The organism is Paenibacillus sp. FSL R5-0475, from assembly GCF_038004585.1.
Lineage (GTDB): Bacteria > Bacillota > Bacilli > Paenibacillales > Paenibacillaceae > Paenibacillus_AQ.
On record NZ_JBBORK010000001.1, the window covers coordinates 2,702,536 to 2,719,923 of the forward strand.

Below are 17,388 nucleotides of genomic sequence, written 5' to 3' on the forward strand. Positions count from 1 at the left end.
ACGAATTACTCATAACATGACTACCTGAACTGGAGGAATCAAAATGGAAATTCTGAAAACAAAGGATGCCGCAGAGCTGCTGTCTGTTAGCCAGACTACGATCAAACGTTGGGCTGCTATGTTCCCTGATTTTTTCCCAAAAGACCGGTTTGGCCACTATACATTCTCAGAGCAGCAAATCAGCTTGCTTAGTCATATTAAAGACCGCATTAATCACGGAGAACCACTAGAGAGTATTCAATTAACTGACTCGAATGAAAAGCAGATGTCCACGTCACCGCAAGATCCACTTCATCCCACAGACGCTGAGCCTATGCAAGATATATTATCCCGGATTCATTATATTGAACGTACACTCGATCAAAAAGCTGACGAAGTAGTCATGATACAGTTGCTTCAGCAGCGTGAGGAGCTTGAGGATCTGCGGATAATGATCAAACAATTAGCGGCAACCCTAGAACCAATGCAAGTTTCAAAAGGCAACGCCTTCACATCTAATGAAGCTTCCCATCCCGTTACTACTGCAAGGTTGCCCTCTCCACCAAGAAAACGTGGTCTATTACGCTCATTCTTTTTCCTGTAAGCCTGAAACACAAAAAGAACCTACTTCTAACTAACGTTGAAGTAGGTTCTTTTTAAATATCGTTGGACATGGATGACAAAGTCAGCGATTAACCGTTAGGTAATCCCCTATTGCTTCTGCAATAAAGCTGAGCCTGCGATTCCTGGATGCGTCATTTCGTATGGGTCCAGAATCAGATTGAGCTCTTCCTCGGATAACACATTATACTTAAGGCACAATTCACGAACAGATTCTCCTGTCAAAATCGCCTCACGAGCAATACGTGAAACCACTTCGTAGCCCAAATGTGGGTTAACCGCAGTAATGATTCCGACACTACGCTCCACATCCCGCTCTAGCTTCTCTTTATTGGCTTCAATACCAGCCAGACAGAAATCTGTGAAGACTTGGAAGGAGTTGTTCATGATGCTGATGGACTGAATGAGATTAAACACTAGAACTGGCTCCATAACATTCAGTTCCAGTTGACCCGCTTGGGAAGCCAGACAGATTGTATGGTCATTTCCTATCACTTGAAAAGCTACCTGATTGATGACCTCTGCCATAACCGGATTAACTTTACCTGGCATAATGGAGGAACCAGGCTGGCGAGCAGGTAGTGAAATTTCATTAAACCCTGTCCGCGGGCCGGAGGCCATGAGTCGAAGATCATTAGCAATCTTGGACATGTTCATCATGCAGACTTTTAAGGCAGCAGATACTTCTGTGTATGCATCTGTATTTTGCGTAGCATCCACAAGATGATCTGCTGTAACTAGCGGCAATCCACTTATTTCAGCCAAATGCTCTACAACCACTTCGATATATCGAGGGTCAGCATTTAATCCAGTTCCTACAGCCGTTGCCCCCATATTCACTTCATACAAATGATGACGTGTATGTTCAATACGTTTGATATCTCTCTCAAGTACTCTGCGATAAGCCTCGAACTCTTGGCCCAGACGAATTGGTACTGCATCTTGTAGATGCGTGCGTCCCATTTTTATAACCGGATCGAATTCCTTGGCTTTGTCTGCAAACACCTCATGCATTCTGCGCATTGTAACAAGCAGTTGTTCCAGAAGAGAAAGCGTCGCAATATGAATAGCCGTCGGGAATGCATCATTTGTAGACTGCGCCATATTCACATGAGAGTTGGGACTTAAATGACGATAGTCTCCTTTTTTATGACCAAGCAGCTCTAATGCTCGGTTAGCAATGACTTCATTGGCATTCATATTTAACGAGGTACCTGCACCACCCTGTATAGGGTCTACAATAAATTGTTCGTGCCATTGACCTTCGATGATCTCATCTGCTGCTTTCACAACAACTTCTCCAAGCCCACGATAGAGCCTGCCGATTTCCATATTTGCAAGCGCAGCGGCTTTCTTTACGATCCCCATCGCTTTGATTAATTCATTGTGCACTCTATATCCCGTAATTGGAAAATTCTCTACTGCGCGTAATGTCTGAATCCCATAGTATGCGTTCTTATCTACTTGTTTGCTACCTAGAAAATCATTTTCTACACGAAATTCAGTTCCTGTCACAGTAAATCCCTCGCATTCTTTGAGTTAGGTTTGAACGGATTTAAGAAAGCGCATTCATTCATATGTCTCACTTAGATATTAACCTTTATTGTGATAAATGTCTCTCATAAAATTAGAGATTAATGTAATTAATTTCAAATAAGATTACGAAAGCCTTGCCCTTAAAGGAAAGCTGGTTTTTATTAGGAGTAAATTTCCAATTGAAGCTATAGCATAGTATGCGCATTTATAATATAAAAAAGCCGACCTTAAGGTCGACTCCATCCAAACTTAACTCACAACTATGTTGAGTTCTTATTAAACCGTATAGTTCTCCAAAGAGATCTTCACACCATTCAGCAAAGCTCGCGGTTGCTCTGACTCGCTCTTCATACTCAAATGCAATCTATCGCCATTACTGGTCGTATAATGAGCCGCCAAGCCGCCTTCCATCTCAAATTGGGGTTCATTATGGGCCATTGCTATTACGAATGCATCCATTCCGATGATGCCACGCTCTGCAGACTCCTTAACACCGATCGCCTCAACGATCACCCCACCCGGCATCCCTTGAACGGTTACCTCAATGTATCCCGGACGTTCCTGTAGTTGGTACGATTGAGATAAATATATTGCGAAATAGACATCCCCAACCTGACCGAATAAGGCGTTCGGGTCTTGCATCCACTCCCCATGAGGAAGAACACCGATGATCGTATTCTTTTCCCCCTGAGGAATGGGAAATAAAGAAATAACTACATTTTTGTGATAGAGGACCTCCATATAACGGCTCTGATGGCGAGGATCTCCCTCATTGTAGCCTTGACCTGGATGGAAGAAAAATAGCTGGTTAGACCCTCCTTCTCCATTCACAGGCAGAGAGAAAGTCCAACGGAGCTGTTCATTATCAAATTCCTCTACTCGTTCCCACATCCCGCCTGCTGCAAAATCCTCTGTAATATAGGCATAGGAATGAAGCAACGGTTGAGCGTTCGGATCTGCTGGGACTACCTTCTGCGTAATCTTGGTGGTTTCCACTGGCGTCTGGCGATTCATCGCAGCTGTTAAAGCCTCAACTGGCGCTTTATAGAATAGGAGTCCAGCGTATTCCGTGCGTGGCATTGCCTCTGAAAGCTTGAAGTCCCCGAACTGAACATAGTCATGAAGCACATTAGCATCCCCTGGTACATCATGTGGCCAACCTCTAGAATGTGCACCCACCCAAGCTCCACGTAAATAAAACTCTGCTCTTACCTTCCAAAGATGATCAAGCATGTCTTTAAGAGTAGTTATTAAATCCGTATCTTCTGTCGGGACAAGCTCCAAAGCGCAGGTAAACGCCTGTATCCAATGCCAGAACCACGGGAGACTGCCGTATTCTGGCATACCCTTAGAGCGGATGTATGTCAATGTGTCCTTCAAGCTTTGCCGACCATCCTCAACGAGCACATCATCTGCAAACATAGTGCCAAAAATCAGCTTTGCTGCTGTATATTTCGCTTCATGATGTCCAAAAGTGATTACCGGCTTACGGTAGAAATCACTCCGATAGATGTGTCCAAATGCTGTATTCAGGACAATGCGAAGTTGAGCGTTTAGTGCTCCACCATATCTTTTGCAAAAGTAGGCCATCAGACTGCCCATAATTTCCACAGGCAATTCATGCGGCGAAGCCTCACGTGGAACCGGATTCAATCCAAGAGGCCAGTGCCCGTATAGCTCCGTGCCAGGTTGACGATTCTGTAGCATTAATGTCTCTAGCAGCACATCCTGTGCCTTCTGTTTCGCCGCTTCTCGGTTAAAAGGCAACGACAAAGAATCATCTACTGCAGCTGCAAAAAGATATGAGGCATAATAAAAGTTATTTCGCACATCATCGTGGAACCAGAGTCCACTCTCAAGCAGAGGCCGTCTCTGCGCTTCCAGCGCTATACTTATAATGATTTCTTGTTGACGGTCCTGATAAGTACTCTGAATACCATTCGACTCCAGCATTCAAGTTCAACCTCCCACATCTCAATTTTCAATAGTATGATAACAATCCTATAAATGAGAACTAAGCATTTTAGATCTATTGTGCACACTTTTCGTTCATTTGGCAATTATTAAAACTTATAAATAAACTAAAACGAACCAACATCTAAAAATAAACACTTGTAATATGAACATAAATGGAGTAAATTGTACCTATACGAACGAAAATATGCTTGTTAAGGAGATTGAATATTCCATGGAAAGACGTTTTGCATCCCATCCTAATGAAGTTAAGCAGTTTGACACTGAGCGCCTCCGTAAGGAATTCCACATTCCTGTCATTTTTGCACCAAATGAACTGAAACTTGTACTTACCCATGAGGATCGCATGATCGTTGGCGGTGCTAATCCTGTTAAGGAAGAAGTTGCACTTACAACTGACCTTAAAGAACTTGGAGTTACTTACTTCTTGGAACGCCGTGAGCTGGGGATCATCAATGTTGGCGGTAAAGGTTCGGTTATTGTCGATGGTACAGAATATGAAGTAGATTTCAAAGAATGTCTGTATGTCGGTCAAGGTTCTAAAGATGTTATCTTCAAAAGTGCAGACGCTTCCAAGCCCGCTAAATTCTATTTGAATTCTGCGCCTGCTCACCAGTCCTATCCAACTACCAAAACCACTCTGGCTGAATCCGAATCTGGTGCAATGGGCGGTTTGGAGAACTCCAATGAGCGTACCATTCACCGGTTCATTCATACAAACGGCGTGCAAAGTGCTCAGCTAGTTATGGGTATGACTCAACTGAAGCCAGGTAGCATGTGGAATACGATGCCAGCACATACACATCCACGCCGGATGGAAGCTTATTTCTATTTCGATCTACCGGACGATTCCGTTGTGTTCCACTTGATGGGAGAGCCTAATGAAACTCGCCATATCGTAATGCAAAACGAACAAGCGGTTATTTCTCCAAGCTGGTCCATACACAGTGGTGTTGGTACTCATAACTATACTTTTATCTGGAGTATGGCTGGCGATAATAAAAGATATGATGATATGGACCCCGTATCCATGAAAGAACTACAATAGAGACAAGCTAAAACGCCTTCGGCGTCCTTTTAAGGACGATAAGCGTTTGTGCTAGAATTATAAGGAAGAGTCTAGCGTGAAACTTAAACTTTCTTATAATTTTAATCAATTACGGAAAGCTGAGGCAAGCGGATGAACCCGATACGAAGACATGAGATGATTATGGAAGTTATGCTGAACCAAAAAGATGTAACGGTGAATGAACTGAGCGATAAGCTACAAGTTACGGGAAAAACAATTCGTGAGGATTTAAGCAAGCTGGAGGAGCAAGGACTGATCGTACGTGTACATGGCGGAGCTGTGCTGGCACAAAGCGACCAGTTTGGTATTTTGCCCTCTAAGGATCCATTGGATAAGTATTCCGACGAAAAAACAGAGATCGCCTTGCGCGCGCTTGCTCATATTGATCAGGACGATATTATAGCTCTTGACGGCGGGAGCACAACGCTTGAAATTGCCCGACGCCTGGACAATATGCCTCTAACGGTAGTCACCAATGATGTATACATCATCAGCGAACTGGTTCCCAAAGATCATATTCGTCTCGTCGTTCCCGGGGGTTACCGTGTCCGCAATATGTTGGCCGGCCCTGAAGCCGTCTCCTATGTGCAACAACTTAATATTCAAAAAGCATTTCTGTCCTCGACAGCTGTTCATATCGAACATGGACTTTCTATTTATACAGGAGATTTAATTGAGTTTAAGCAAGCCCTTGTGTCTACTGCCCGTAAAGTGTTCGCGGTTGTGGATCATCATAAATTCGGCCAAACTGCGCTGCGTACATTCGCTTCTCTGCAGGAAGTTGACGTTATCTTGACAGATAAAGGACTCTCTCCCGAAACGGCAGAACAGTTCCGCAGCGCAGGCATTGCCATTGAATGTGAGTAATAACGGAATCAAATTCATTTAAATCAAAGGGGCGTAATTTATAATGTCATCATCATTATTCAGCTTGGCAGGTAAAACAGCACTCGTAACCGGTGCTGCTCAAGGTCTTGGACAAGGCATTGCCCTTGCCTTCGCAGAAGCAGGTGCGGATATTGCATCCGTATCGCTTAATACAAGTCAAGAAACCGTAAACGCTGCAAAAGCTTTTGGTGTAAAAGCAGTTAGCATCGAATCTGACTTAAGTGATCATAGCAACCTGCAAAACACATTTGACCAAGCACTTGAACTGACTGGTCATGTTGACATTCTCGTGAACTGTGCAGGAATGATCCGCCGTACTCCTGCAAAAGACCATAGTGAAAAAGACTGGTTCGATGTTATTAACCTGAACTTGAACACAGTGTTCCTTCTGTCTCAGATCGCTGGCCGCCACTTCCTGGAAAGAGGATCCGGCAAAATCATTAACATCGCCTCTATGCTCTCCTATCAAGGCGGAATCAATGTCCCTGGCTACACCGCGAGTAAGCACGGGGTTGCAGGTCTTACTAAAGCTTTTGCCAATGAATGGGCAGGCTCCGGTCTGAACATCAATGCGATTGCACCAGGCTACATGGCGACTGAAAATACAGCTCCGATCCGTGCTGACCAAAGCCGCTCGGATGCTATCTTAGATCGTATTCCAGCTGCACGTTGGGGAACACCTGATGATCTTAAAGGTCCTGCTGTATTCTTAGCTTCCGCAGCATCCGACTATTTGAATGGTCATATTCTTAATGTTGACGGCGGATGGATGGCTAGATAAATAACCTGAAATATTTAACCCGCTGCCTGTGGCAGCGGGTTATTTTTACTTAAACAAGCTTGTAATGGATTCCCCATCAAATTTACTAGTAATCTTAAAATTTCCAGAGTGATACTTACTATTACTAGATCGATCGCTGAAATACAAGTAATCTGTGCCATAGAGTGTCATTCCAAAGCGCTGATCTTTATTTACATATATTCTTATCCAATAGGTCTCCGCAAATCGTTCTGATGCATCACTTCTTTTTAATTTCACGTCAGAAAACTCATGTATGATCTTTTCAATTTCTTTCGGGTCATCCACTTTAATTTCTTGTTCATTAGAACTCTTAAGAACTCTAATGGAGGTGATTTGAGTATCATCGATTCGATCCAGTACAAGATTTTGAAATGAATTATAACTGTGATATAAGGGAACTCCATAAAGAAGCAGATTTATTACTATAAGAAACAATAAAAATAATTTACTTTTTTTCATAATTATTAGCCTTCTATCTCCACAAATTCTCCCGGATGTGCCCGAATATACTCGCCAATCAACCTGTGGCTATCTTCGGCTATGTTCTTAAATCGTTCAAATAAACCACTCATCTCATTCAACAACTCAGGATCTCGATCGAGATCCGTGATGGTAGCATCAACCCACTGTATTCCTAATCGATTGTTTCTTTCTTCGAGAAATGCCTTTGTTTCCTGAAGCAAAAGAATCATCGGATCATCGCCAAAAAATCGTATGCCTCCCATCACCCCTGTCCAATACCCCGGCAGGTCTTGCATGTAAGAAATCCAAGCATAATACTCCCCTTCGGAATTACGGCTGTGATCATGCATTACTCTGAACATACAAAGTGCTTTCTGTCCATCTGTGAGCTTTGAGATCACTTCGGATTTGATCGATGGTGATTTTGCGCGAATCTGCTGAAAGGTAGGCTCCATACAGGCCCATCCTAATCTTTCATCACTAAAAGTGTCCAAATCCTTCTGCTTCATGGTTACTAAATTCATTTAACTCCTCCTTTGATTAACATCCAAAAATATACATTTCATTCTAGCTGTTGTCAATAAGAACCTCCCTAACATTTAGGGTAATTCGAACGTTTTTATGATAGGCTTTAGAAAGAAGAAATCATCACAAAGGAGCTTTTCTATGCATAATGAGATACTTACCATTTTTGATGAAGCAGGCAACCGAACAGGTACGGCTCCACGTGAAGAGGTACATCGGTTAGGACATTGGCATGAGACTTTCCACTGCTGGTTTATTAGCAAAGATCAGGAAATACCCTATATCTATTTACAACTTCGGAGTGAACAGAAACAAGATTATGCGGGACTACTGGACATCACGGCCGCCGGACATTTGCTAGCAAACGAAACTGTAGAAGATGGAACACGCGAGGTTCATGAAGAGCTCGGACTGGATTTATCCTTAAAAGACCTGATCCCGCTAGGAACAATTCCTTACAGTATGAAAAAAGAAAAACTTATCGATAATGAACGAGCGCATGTCTTTGTTTATAACAATTCCTATCGTCTAGAAGATTTTCAGCTACAAAAAGAAGAGGTCACCGGCATTGTCAAAGCAAAGTTCTCTGATTTCCGCAGATTTTGGCAGGGAGAAATACATAGTCTACAAGTCAACGGTTTTCAAATCGATCCGCATGGACATAGAATTACCATTGAGCAAGATGTAGACAAGACCCATTTTGTACCCCATGAAGTGGGTTATTATACTCGTATTATCGAGGGTATCGAAGCTATATTTCTAAAATCACTAGTAGTAACGGAGGACAAATGATTATTGATCAACGAACATTTACCGTGAAAGGCATCCATTACACCATAAGATCTGCAATCACTACGGATGCTATGACATTGTCCAAATTAAGAGTACAAATTGATGGTGAGACCGAGAATTTAGACAGAGAACCAGGGGAGGCTTTTATAGACGAAATAGAGTTTCAGCAGCTTATCCTATCTGATTCAGAGAAACTAAGAAACTTATTTCTAATCGCGGTAGTTAATAATCAAATCGTTGGGTTCTCTAGATGCGAAGGCCATTCATTAGCAAGATGCGCTCATAAAGTCGAGTTCGGAGTATGTGTGCTGCAGAATTATTGGGGTTATGGAATTGGAAAGAATCTTTTAGCAGAATCTATTGCTTGGGCCGACGCTAACGGTATCCAAAAAATCACTTTAAATGTCCTCGAAACGAACGACAAAGCTATCACCCTTTATCAGAAGCTTGGCTTTGAGATCGAGGGAATATTAAAAAATGATAAGATTCTTGCTGACGGAAAATTCTATAACACGATTATGATGGGACGATTTATGGATTGATAGTAAAAAGGCAGAACCTGAATCCCTCAGGTCCTGCCTTCTTTTTATACTAACGATTTACGCTTCAACATTGCGAGATCATTTACAGCTAGATTTAACACTGACGGAGCAGCAGTGCCTGAGCACAAATCCGTATAATCCGCTCCATCTAATTGTACCGCTTGCGGACTGCCGCTGTAGTTTTGCACAAAAATATAATCACTCTCTCCATCCGTACGAAGCTGCGCTGTCACACCAGTTGGAAGCTCACTATCAAGCGCACGAGTAATTCCCGCTTTTGCAGTGATTGCAGCATACAATTCAACGTAGAAAGAGGCATCTTTTACACGAGTAGCGAGATGATACGCATTTCCTTCACCGAAACGATTTACCGTAAGCGCTGGACGGCCAGCATAGAAATCGCTGCGATAAGTGCCTAATGCTTCCGCACCTTCTAAGTGGATCAGCTCAGCAATTTCATGCGCATCATAATCTCCACTAAGATTAAGTGCATTGCTCGCCTGCATTACAACACCATTCAAATCACGGCTATGCAGCCCTTCGGTCTCTTCTGCCCAAATGCCGAGCGTTCTACGTAGCGGTCCTGGGAATCCACCCAAATGACATAAATCCGTTTCGTTAACGACACCAGACCAATAGGTTGCAAGGAAAGTTCCGCCTTGCTCAACAAACTTCTCGATACGCTTTCCATTCTCTTCACTGATCAGATATAACATAGGTGCGATCACCAGCTTGTAAGCGGACAGATCATCCCCCGATCCGATCATATCAACTGGAATGCCTAGCTCCCAAAGGGCACGATAATGCTGTAGTACAGTCTCCTCATAACGCAATCCGGAATTACGAATGCCTTGCGCATCCTTGATCGCCCAGCGGTTGTCCCAATCGAAAATAATCGCTGTTTTTACTGGAGTTGATGTACCTACTACTTCTGTCATTCCCGCCAGCGTCTTTCCTACCTCTGTAACGTCTTTAAACACACGAGTCTCGGAGTGGCCGCTATGGTCAACAACTGCACCGTGGAACTTCTCACTAGAGCCCCGGCTTTTACGCCATTGGAAGTATTGCACAGAATCCGAACCATGTGCTACCGCTTGAAGCGAAGACAGCTTGTGCATGCCTGGACGCTTCAGCTTACTGACCGATTGCCAGTTCGTAAGAGATGGCGTGCTTTCCATGAGCAGGAACGGTTTCTTTTTAAAAGAACGCATTAAATCGTAGTGCATTGCCGTCCATGCCGCCAGTCTAGCATCGTCACCATCTTCGGTATAATGCCATTCTGGATAAGCATCCCATGAGACAACATCCAGAATTTTAGCCAGTTCGCGGTAATCAATGCCATCGATCATATGCATATTCGTTGTAATAGGCAGTGCAGGATTGTAAGGACGAACAACATTGATCTCATGCTGACAGAAGTCAATCGTCCGTTCACTGACAAACCGCCGCCAGTCGAGGTTCAAGCCATGTACTTGCGTCTCTCCATGTGGAGCCGGGGATTCAATCTGTGTCCATGAAGTGTAGGTATGACTCCAAAAAGTAGCCCACCAAGCATGATTCACCTCATCCAGACTGTTATTGTATTTGACCTTTAACCAATCTCTAAAAGCATTCTGACAAAGATCACAGTGACATTCGCCACCGAACTCATTCGAAATATGCCAACCGATAACCGCAGGATGCTGGCTATAACGTTCTGCTAGCTTCGCATTTAAAATCGCAGTCTTTTCCCGATACACAGGCGAGGTGAAGCAATGATTATGACGGAAGCCATGTAAATTGTGAACACGATTACGTTCCACTCTTAGAACTTCAGGGTACTTCTCAGACATCCAAGCAGGTCGTGCTCCACTAGGAGTTGCCAGGAAAGCATAAATCCCATTCTCTGCAAAAGAATCCAAAACACTATCGAGCCAATCGAAAGTGAACACACCTTCTTCAGGCTCTAGGGATACCCAAGAAAAAATCCCGACAGACATCACATTGCAATTCGCAAGCTTCATCAGACGAATATCCTCAAGTAAAATTTCTGGGTACTTCAGCCATTGCTCAGGATTATAATCGGCACCGTGCAGCATCACTGGAGCTTTGCTGCTAATCGGAGAGTGTTTTTTAGTCATAATGTAAGATCATCCTCTCAATTCTGCCCATTTTTTGAATGGGACTATTCTCTGATGAGACGCTAGATGCTTAAGCTATCAAATTCACGAATCATCATTTATACTATTTATAATATAAGAAAATTCATCCCGATCAGTAGGAATATACTCTCGAAGTGATAGTACAAAATGAATATGAGGTGAATCATCCTGCTTCCTTTTTCACTGATAGAACTACCGCGCGACGCCGAGACGCTTCCCTTATATCCCTACTCTGTAGGTCGTCATATACAATTTCATCATGTGCGCCCTACAGGTTTTCCTGTTCATCAAATTTTTCTGATTCGTACCGGAACTGGGTTGTTTCGTGATCTGGAGAGCGGTACTGAAATCATACTAGAACCTGGAATGGCTTTCGCCTTCCCACCGGATCGAGGACACGAATATTATCCTACCTCACATGAACCATGGCATGTAGGTTTCATCGGAATCGAAGGGAGTCAATCGCAGGGAATGCTGGAGGGGATTGGCCTTCTCCCTTATCTCCCTTATCATCCTTCTCGTTTTGAACAATGTTGGGAGGAAATCGGAAAGATCTGGCATACGGTGAACAATCAGACGGCTAGTCGTCAAGACGAGCAAGGGATGGAGGATCTATCTATAACCCTATATCGATTACTTCTGATGTTACGTCGTTCTGAATCCATACACTCCTCAGGCAGTCGTTTAGAACTTGAGTCTGTGCGTAATGAAGCGTTGGCTAAAGCGGTTGAACTTATTAACGAACATTATACTGAGCCACTCCTTATCTCCAATCTAGCAGCTGCTGTAGGGTATTCCGTTCAGCATTTCCAGCGTCTATTCGTACAGGAATATGCCGTAACTCCACATAAATATCTACAGAATCTGCGACTAGAACGTGCGATACAGTTAATGACAGAGAATGCTGATATTCTCGTTCAGGATATTGCGATTCAACTGGGAATGGAGACGAATTATTTTATCCGAATCTTCCGAAATACTTATGGCTGTACACCTGGGGTGATGAAGCTTCGGCTTTTAGAGGGTGAACAAAAAAGATAACGAAATCCAAAGGGATATCGTTATCTTTTCATTTAAATATAGGATGAAGTTAATCCCGTAGCAATTCGTCCCTCACTTCGGTCAGCACGAATCCAAGTAGGTTCCTACCCCGCCATTTTACGGGATTCTCCGCATCCGGATTGGACTGGCTCATGCCTATTCCCCAAATGCGATCCTGTGGGCTAGCTTCGACGAGAATACGGTTTTTCGTTGACTTGAGGTATTCGCCAAGCTTCGGATTCTGCGAAAATTTGGCTATATTTCCTCTTTTGACAATGTTATAGCATTCTTTATCCCAAGTGTCATTTTCGAAGTTTCTTACTGCACGACCGTAGGCTTTCATCTCCTTGGGATGCTTAGCTTTAAGGATCGCGTCCAACATTTCGTCATCTCCAAACAGTCTTGCTTTCTCGGACATCATAAACTGCTCGACACAGGAATACTCGATCCCCTCTACCACGAAAGGACTCATCCACCATTGGCTGAAGCAGCTTTTGTCGACGCCGTCGTGCTTTGGCGGTGTATGGCCCCAGAAGAACACAAACTTGAACGTTTTGCCCGCGATATAAGCTTTTCTTAACTGCTCGATATTGTATATCATTGATATTCCTCCATATTTTTCCGATATAAGCGGGAAGGACGGTGTCCAGCATTTTCAGTATAATGATCGGTCTCCGCTACGAGATCCGCTACTTTACGCCGGAATGCGGCTTTCAGCAGCTCTTTGTCTAAGATCACCTCATAAACCTGCTGTAGATCCGTCAAAGTGAAGAGATCCGGCATCAAGTTTAGCGCAATATCGGTGTAATTCACTTTTCCCCGCAGTCTCTCAATAGCGCAAGCTATAATCTTCGCATGATCAAAAGCCAATCCGTCATTTGATACTATGGAGTATGCGGTTGACGTAGAGGCCGACTTTGATGTCATCGTCCGACCCACAACTGCCGTAAACTCTTCTTCATCGCTGCTTAGCTTGAGCTCGTATTCCTTCGTTTTCACATACCCATCCTCAATAATCTCTTTCCGCTCGCGCAGAAGCCGATAGGTTACCTTGAACCAGGCAGCATGGACAGCGTCATCTCCTGCTTTCAGCTGTACCTGATCACTGTTGATTAAGGCCATGTAGCTGCAGCTCATCACCCAGGTACGAGGGTCCCTTCCAACATCGCTGAAGGTGTACAACTGCTCCAAATAAACGTCATCCACACCGGTTTCCTCACTCAGCTCCCTCACCGCCGCCTGCTCTGTCGTCTCGTCCGGCCGGACGAAACCGCCTGGAAGTGCCCAATTGCCCAGGAACGGGTGACCTCCCCGCTGAATGAGCAGAATTCGCAGCTCTTTTTCCGGAAGCTTGCGGTAGCTGTCCGCCTCCGTGTTCGTAACGGTGAAAATGACCATGTCCGCCGCCACCGAAGGCCGCTCGAAATCCCCGGCATGGTACTGCTCTAAAAATTGACGTTCCGTAAGTCCATCGCGATCCAACATATTCATGTATCCTTGCCTCCTTTGTTCTTTATTCTAGCCATTCAACTCTCCGAAATAGTTCCGGTAGGGCTCGAACTTTGCCAAGACCTCACTTACTTTGTGCATTCGTTCCTCTAGGTTTCCTCGCAACGTGATATAGGGAATCCGCCGCTCTTTCAAATCGGCAATGATTTGCTTATGAAAAACATGCCGCTTCTGATCCCCGCTACGGTCCCATGTATTCTCATAAGGAATATCATCGTCACACAGGAAAAACAGATCGTAGCGCTGCGCGTTTTCTAATGCGATCCGGGCTAAGCACTCAGGAGCCTGGCCGTGGTAATCCAAAGCAAACATATATGTGGTAATTGCATTGGTATCGACAAAGAGATATCGGTTAGCTTCCAGCAGCGCCTGCTCCTCACGTTCGATATGGCCCAAAGCGATCTCATCAAACGCTTCTAGGCTGATTCTACGATCTACTTGATGCTCGGTCCAGTAATCACGCCCATATTCGCTCGCAAAGGTTGTGCGATACCGCCGCGCCAGCGCTTCGGTGATTGTAGATTTGCCAGTCGACATCGCTCCCACAAAAACCACTTTCGTGATTAACCCCCTATACACTACATCACTTACAAATCTGCGATATTTATAAGGGTCGGCTCGTACCATCGTGGCCGAAATCGGCACCCGCTCACGGGCTTCATCCACCCGCCGGTCCGCCGCGCCTAATGCGACACTCATATGCTCACCGTAAAACTCACTAGAGTAAAAATGCGTCACTTGCTCGCCCTTCAACAGCCCTAAAATATACTGCTCCTCTCGAATCTCATGCTCCCGATCGTTCGAATACCCGTCTGGACCGTCCCAAGCTTCGATTACCCGGACCGTCGGATAGAGCTTGCGGATCCAGTTCGCCCGGATATGAAGCGGAATCGGGGTCACCGTCGTTTCGTAGATTACCACAATCAATTCGTCGACCTCTTGCAACGCCGTCTCGATCATGAATTGATGTCCTTTATGCAACGGGGCAAACTTCCCTAGCGTTAATCCAAGCGTCTTCATACCGATACCTCCTTAGCCCCTTTATTCCAATTGTAATAGCCGTATGCCGCATTAATCAGATATGCACTCCACATGACGATCATTAGCACCCCTTCGCTACTGCCTTCCAGCATCCGAATTACCCACAGCAGCACCGTAAACATATTCAAAACAATGTAGACCAACCATTGTTCCTTAAATCTTCTGACCATTAAAAAGGTAGCCACAATGGATAATACCGTTGTAATAGCATCTATATAAGGCGAGTTCTGCCCTGGGATGAACGATAGCCCGATTCCCAGTAACAGGCAGCCTATTACGCATACCGCTCCAACAAGGAACAGCCACTTAAGATCCATCTGTCGCATGGATAGCTTGCCGTCTTGGCGGTTGTTTTTCCACATATAGAAGCCAATGACATTCATAGGTACAAAGAATATCAAATTCAGCATGACCTCTCCAAACAAACCGTTTATATAAGCCAAGTACGCGTAACCAACGGTATTGTACATTCCGAAAACATAACTCATCAGGTTTCCTTTCGCCGCGAGCACCACACACAGCACCCCGGTCATAAAGACCGTAAATCCGAATAAGGAATCTTTAGAAATAACCGTAAACGCAACAGCAATAGAGGTAAATAAAACTAGCCAGACGATTTCAAACAGATTCCAACCACCCCATGTTTTATCCACTTTCATCCGCTCCCTTTCATTAAATCCCCTAATCTTCACCATTCAGTTTATTGTTAGTAACTTTTTGATAATAACAATTTGTTAATATCAAATATAGCAAAAAGGCGAGGAAGATGCAATAAAAAGGTGAGAATAATTTCCAACTTAAGTCTAGCCCCAGTCCATGGTCGGTATCCTCTTCCTTAGCATAAGCCTATTTCTAGAATCAGCTAACGGTACTTATTCTTGACAATGATTTCTGGCAAGAATATACGCTGACAAAGGAAAAAACCCGCGATTTACGCGGGTTAGCGTTCGAACATGTATTTGTCATCCGGCTACTTCTTCTCACCTCTGCGCTCGCATTATTGCCCACAGACCCCATCGTATAATAACTTAAAGCTAAGAATCTTATCGTTCACTTTGCCTCCTCGCCCTTCTGCATGCGGAAAACATGGGCGATCGGAGCCTGCCCGTTCAATTCGCAATCCGGAAGTGTGATCGAGATTCCTTCCGGCGTACGCTCAACCTGCAGCAAAGCGTCGCTTCCGACAAGCTCGATGCCTGAAACGGGCTCCTTATAAGGAATATGAACGAGCTTAGCTACGGCTTGATCTGCGCTTTCATACAAGTACGTACAGTATACGGTATTTCCTTTCGAGGTGAACGCGCAGGAACCGGCAAAATACGGTCCGCACACGCGTGTGCCGTATACCGCTTCACCGTAAACCTTCATCCATCCGCCCAGCTCATTAATACTCTTAACCGCCCCAGCCGGCAATCGTCCGTCGGGTTGAGGACCTACGTTAAGCGCCAAATTGCCGCCTTTGGATACGACTTCCATCAGAATGCGAACGAGCTCTCTCCCCGATTTATACTGGTCATCGTATTTGAAAGCCCACTGTGTGCCGATCGTAATGCAGCTTTCCCACGGTACGTTCAGCGGACGCTCCGGAATCGTTTGCTCCGGCGTCACGTAATTTTCGTAAGGCCCTCCGACTGTACGATCCGCGGATAACAGCCACGGCTGCGTTTGACGGGCGCGCTCGACAACCTCGCCCAATCGAATGTCCTGCTTTACCTGATCACTATCTTTAACCCAGCCCGCATCCAGCCACAAAATATCGATCCGGCCGTAACGGCTCATCAGCTCCATGATTTGCTCATGGGTGAAATCGACGAATTGCTCCCACAGCCACGGATATTCCTCGGGGGAGTACGAAGGCCCTCTCCACGTATTGCTGCCCCGTTCCATTCCTGGCGCCCAGTAATACGGCGATTGCCAATCCGCCTTCGAGAAATATGCGGCGATCGCAAGCCCCTTGCTGCGGAAAGCGTCAAACACATGCTTGCAAACGTCGGCATAGCGATGTGCATGAAACGGCGTTTCGGAGCCAGTAATTCGGTAATTCGTCGTATGTGTGTCCCACATGCAATATCCGTCGTGATGCTTGGTCGTGAAAATCAAATATTTGAACCCGCCTTCGGCAGCGATTTCCGCCCATAGCTCCGGCTGGAAGCGGAACGGATTGAACGTGCGGTTGAGTCCGAAATATTCGCGCTTCATCTCTTCGTAGTCGCTCGTCCAATCGACATCTTTACGCGCCCAATCACCATCTTCGTCGCTGAGAATCCAGGACTCAACCTCAATCTGCGAATAAGGTCCCCAATGCATCATTAGGGCCAATTTCTGATCCTTGAACCATTCCAACCTTTCCAGCGTAATTGGATTTTCCGGCTTCACCCAATTCGTCTCGCTGCTGTAACCGTGGACGCCTTCTTTCAGTTCCGCCACATCTGCTTGCTGAAGTTCCTTGATTTCCATATCGTTCAT

The 17,388-nt window shown here is 44.9% G+C and carries 17 protein-coding genes; 7 read left to right on the forward strand and 10 right to left on the reverse strand.

Annotated features, from left to right (window positions below; translation table 11 throughout):
* Positions 1–43: 43 nt before the first annotated feature.
* Positions 44–583, forward strand: coding sequence for a MerR family transcriptional regulator (locus tag MKX41_RS12165; RefSeq protein ID WP_076286206.1), 540 nt, complete (start codon positions 44–46; stop codon positions 581–583).
* 107 nt (positions 584–690) lie between these two features.
* On the opposite strand, the gene aspA is transcribed toward MKX41_RS12165, so the two are convergent.
* Together aspA and MKX41_RS12175 are read right to left on the reverse strand one after the other, a co-directional pair.
* Positions 691–2,115, reverse strand: a complete 1,425-nt coding sequence (aspA, locus tag MKX41_RS12170; RefSeq protein ID WP_340970702.1) for an aspartate ammonia-lyase — start codon at positions 2,113–2,115, stop codon at positions 691–693.
* A 297-nt stretch (positions 2,116–2,412) separates the two neighbouring features.
* Entirely contained in the window at positions 2,413–4,089 is a 1,677-nt protein-coding gene (locus tag MKX41_RS12175) for a hypothetical protein (protein WP_340970704.1), read from the reverse strand.
* Between the two features lie 235 nt (positions 4,090–4,324).
* Here MKX41_RS12175 and kduI point away from each other — a divergent pair, with 235 nt between their 5' ends.
* The 3 genes from kduI (at position 4,325) to kduD (ending at position 6,848) form a co-directional block, all read left to right on the forward strand.
* On the forward strand, positions 4,325–5,158 hold the full coding sequence (kduI, locus tag MKX41_RS12180) for a 5-dehydro-4-deoxy-D-glucuronate isomerase (protein ID WP_339265458.1): 834 nt from the start codon (positions 4,325–4,327) through the stop codon (positions 5,156–5,158).
* 132 nt (positions 5,159–5,290) lie between these two features.
* A complete protein-coding gene (locus MKX41_RS12185) occupies positions 5,291–6,046 on the forward strand; it encodes a DeoR/GlpR family DNA-binding transcription regulator (protein WP_339796577.1) in 756 nt (251 codons plus the stop codon).
* A 43-nt stretch (positions 6,047–6,089) separates the two neighbouring features.
* Entirely contained in the window at positions 6,090–6,848 is a 759-nt protein-coding gene (gene kduD, locus MKX41_RS12190) for a 2-dehydro-3-deoxy-D-gluconate 5-dehydrogenase KduD (protein WP_042189303.1), read from the forward strand.
* A 45-nt stretch (positions 6,849–6,893) separates the two neighbouring features.
* On the opposite strand, the gene MKX41_RS12195 is transcribed toward kduD, so the two are convergent.
* Entirely contained in the window at positions 6,894–7,328 is a 435-nt protein-coding gene (locus tag MKX41_RS12195) for a DUF5301 domain-containing protein (RefSeq protein WP_340970707.1), read from the reverse strand.
* Positions 7,329–7,333: 5 nt separating this feature from the next.
* Complete coding sequence (locus MKX41_RS12200; protein ID WP_042189307.1) at positions 7,334–7,855, reverse strand: hypothetical protein; 522 nt, start codon at positions 7,853–7,855, stop codon at positions 7,334–7,336.
* 142 nt (positions 7,856–7,997) lie between these two features.
* Between MKX41_RS12200 and MKX41_RS12205 the strand changes: the two genes are divergently transcribed.
* Both MKX41_RS12205 and MKX41_RS12210 read left to right on the forward strand, forming a co-directional pair.
* Complete coding sequence (locus tag MKX41_RS12205) at positions 7,998–8,648, forward strand: NUDIX hydrolase (protein ID WP_340970711.1); 651 nt, start codon at positions 7,998–8,000, stop codon at positions 8,646–8,648.
* Complete coding sequence (locus MKX41_RS12210) at positions 8,645–9,190, forward strand: GNAT family N-acetyltransferase (protein WP_340970713.1); 546 nt, start codon at positions 8,645–8,647, stop codon at positions 9,188–9,190. Before MKX41_RS12205 ends, MKX41_RS12210 begins: the two co-directional genes overlap by 4 nt.
* Positions 9,191–9,234: 44 nt before the next feature.
* Here MKX41_RS12210 and MKX41_RS12215 read toward each other — a convergent pair whose 3' ends face one another.
* A complete protein-coding gene (locus MKX41_RS12215; protein WP_340970715.1) occupies positions 9,235–11,310 on the reverse strand; it encodes a beta-galactosidase in 2,076 nt (691 codons plus the stop codon).
* 207 nt (positions 11,311–11,517) lie between these two features.
* Here MKX41_RS12215 and MKX41_RS12220 point away from each other — a divergent pair, with 207 nt between their 5' ends.
* A complete protein-coding gene (locus MKX41_RS12220) occupies positions 11,518–12,372 on the forward strand; it encodes an AraC family transcriptional regulator (RefSeq protein WP_340974901.1) in 855 nt (284 codons plus the stop codon).
* A gap of 49 nt (positions 12,373–12,421) precedes the next feature.
* Here the strand turns inward: MKX41_RS12220 and MKX41_RS12225 are convergent, their stop codons facing one another.
* The 5 genes from MKX41_RS12225 to MKX41_RS12245 form a co-directional block, all read right to left on the reverse strand.
* Positions 12,422–12,973 carry an NADAR family protein gene (locus MKX41_RS12225; protein WP_340970716.1) on the reverse strand — a complete coding sequence of 184 codons (552 nt, stop codon included), beginning with the start codon at positions 12,971–12,973 and terminating at the stop codon, positions 12,422–12,424.
* The gene (locus MKX41_RS12230; protein WP_340970718.1) at positions 12,970–13,863 is read right to left on the reverse strand and encodes an NUDIX hydrolase; all 894 of its coding nucleotides are present in this window, start codon (positions 13,861–13,863) and stop codon (positions 12,970–12,972) included. Before MKX41_RS12230 ends, MKX41_RS12225 begins: the two co-directional genes overlap by 4 nt.
* Positions 13,864–13,890: 27 nt before the next feature.
* The gene (locus tag MKX41_RS12235) at positions 13,891–14,901 is read right to left on the reverse strand and encodes an AAA family ATPase (RefSeq protein WP_340970720.1); all 1,011 of its coding nucleotides are present in this window, start codon (positions 14,899–14,901) and stop codon (positions 13,891–13,893) included.
* The gene (pnuC, locus tag MKX41_RS12240; protein WP_340970722.1) at positions 14,898–15,575 is read right to left on the reverse strand and encodes a nicotinamide riboside transporter PnuC; all 678 of its coding nucleotides are present in this window, start codon (positions 15,573–15,575) and stop codon (positions 14,898–14,900) included. Before pnuC ends, MKX41_RS12235 begins: the two co-directional genes overlap by 4 nt.
* Positions 15,576–15,972: 397 nt before the next feature.
* Positions 15,973–17,379 (reverse strand): alpha-L-fucosidase, encoded by a 1,407-nt coding sequence (locus MKX41_RS12245; RefSeq protein WP_076300652.1) that lies wholly within the window; start codon positions 17,377–17,379, stop codon positions 15,973–15,975.
* Positions 17,380–17,388: the final 9 nt, after the last annotated feature.